Here is a 1,186-nt window from a genome sequence, read left to right on the forward strand (position 1 = left end):
TATCAAAATTCATTTGCTTATCTCCATTGACATAGCCGCCAACATCAATTCCGCCCATTGGATTATGATCGATATTAGCATAATCAATCGTAATAATTTTATCCCCATGAACGCTTTTTAATATTATTATAATCTATATTATTTAATTAATAAATATAAATATAATAATAAGCCATCTAGTTAACTTTATTATTTAAGCTGTTAGACTTTGGTTTTTAAAACGTCTAATTACTTTGATATGTGAGTAACTCTAAACAATGAAAATTAAGTGAAATAATGGTCTTTTACGTCAAAATGGGGTCAGCCGTAAGCTAGCTCTTGCTAATTTAACTGATGCCTTTGTCCAAATAGTGCTAGTCGCAGAACTAATCATCCCAGAAAAGCTTTAATTCTCCGACTCCATTAGAAGTATTTCGAGTCGTCTAACGAAGCAATCGATTTTAAATTTTTAACTCAAATTAACCTTTGCAGTATTTAATAATGGAATTACAAAAATGGTAAAATAAGCTTAAAGTTATTTATATTTATTATTGGGAGTAAGATGATGTTAATTAATTGGATTTATTTAATCAATTTAATTGATTTAATTAGTTGGTTAGCTTTAATTGTCGCTGTTTTGGTAGCATTGCTCTGTAAGCAATCCAGTTTGAGTAATAAAAGCATGACGGTAGCACGTCTTTTTTATTTAATTGTTATGGGTTCTGATTTATTGCTGATTGTTGGGTATCTTCATAACGACCTGCTACTACGTGCATTTGAACTGAAAATATTAGTAATCTTGCTTTTGATTGCGTTAATTGAAATGGCCTTTGCCTTGCACCTTCATAAACGTTTTAGTAAGTGGTGGATTTATTTAACGTTCTTTTTGCTTTTAATTGTAGGGATCTACGACATTGCTTACGGTTCAGCTCAGTTTGGTTAGCTCAAACAAAAAATGAACAGCGCTGAATAATGTGATTCTACAATCTTAAAGTAAATATTTACCGCATTAGGCAGCTTGTTACTGATATCAGATCGGTGACAGTTGCCTAATTTTCTCTGTGCGCGCTTGGGATTATACTAATATTAAAAAGCTTTCATAGGGATAAAATTATTACGATTGATTATTCTAATATCGATCATAATCCGATGGGTGAGATTGATGAGAGTTGCTACGTCAATGGAGATAAGCAAATGAATTTTGATA

General features: G+C 31.3%; 1 protein-coding gene. It reads left to right on the forward strand.

The window, feature by feature from the left end; all coding sequences use genetic code 11:
- The first annotated feature begins 541 nt into the window (after window positions 1-541).
- A complete protein-coding gene (locus tag FC87_RS06630; RefSeq protein WP_082619241.1) occupies window positions 542-922 on the forward strand; it encodes a DUF1516 family protein in 381 nt (126 codons plus the stop codon).
- Window positions 923-1,186 lie beyond the last annotated feature (264 nt).

Origin of the sequence: Fructilactobacillus florum DSM 22689 = JCM 16035 (assembly GCF_001436645.1) — a bacterium.
Classification (GTDB): Bacteria; Bacillota; Bacilli; order Lactobacillales; family Lactobacillaceae; genus Fructilactobacillus; species Fructilactobacillus florum.

Excerpts from the sequence above, each read along its gene's own strand:
- FC87_RS06630 (WP_082619241.1), top strand. The coding sequence starts at position 542 with ATGATGTTAATTAATTGGATTTATTTAATCAATTTAATTGATTTAATT.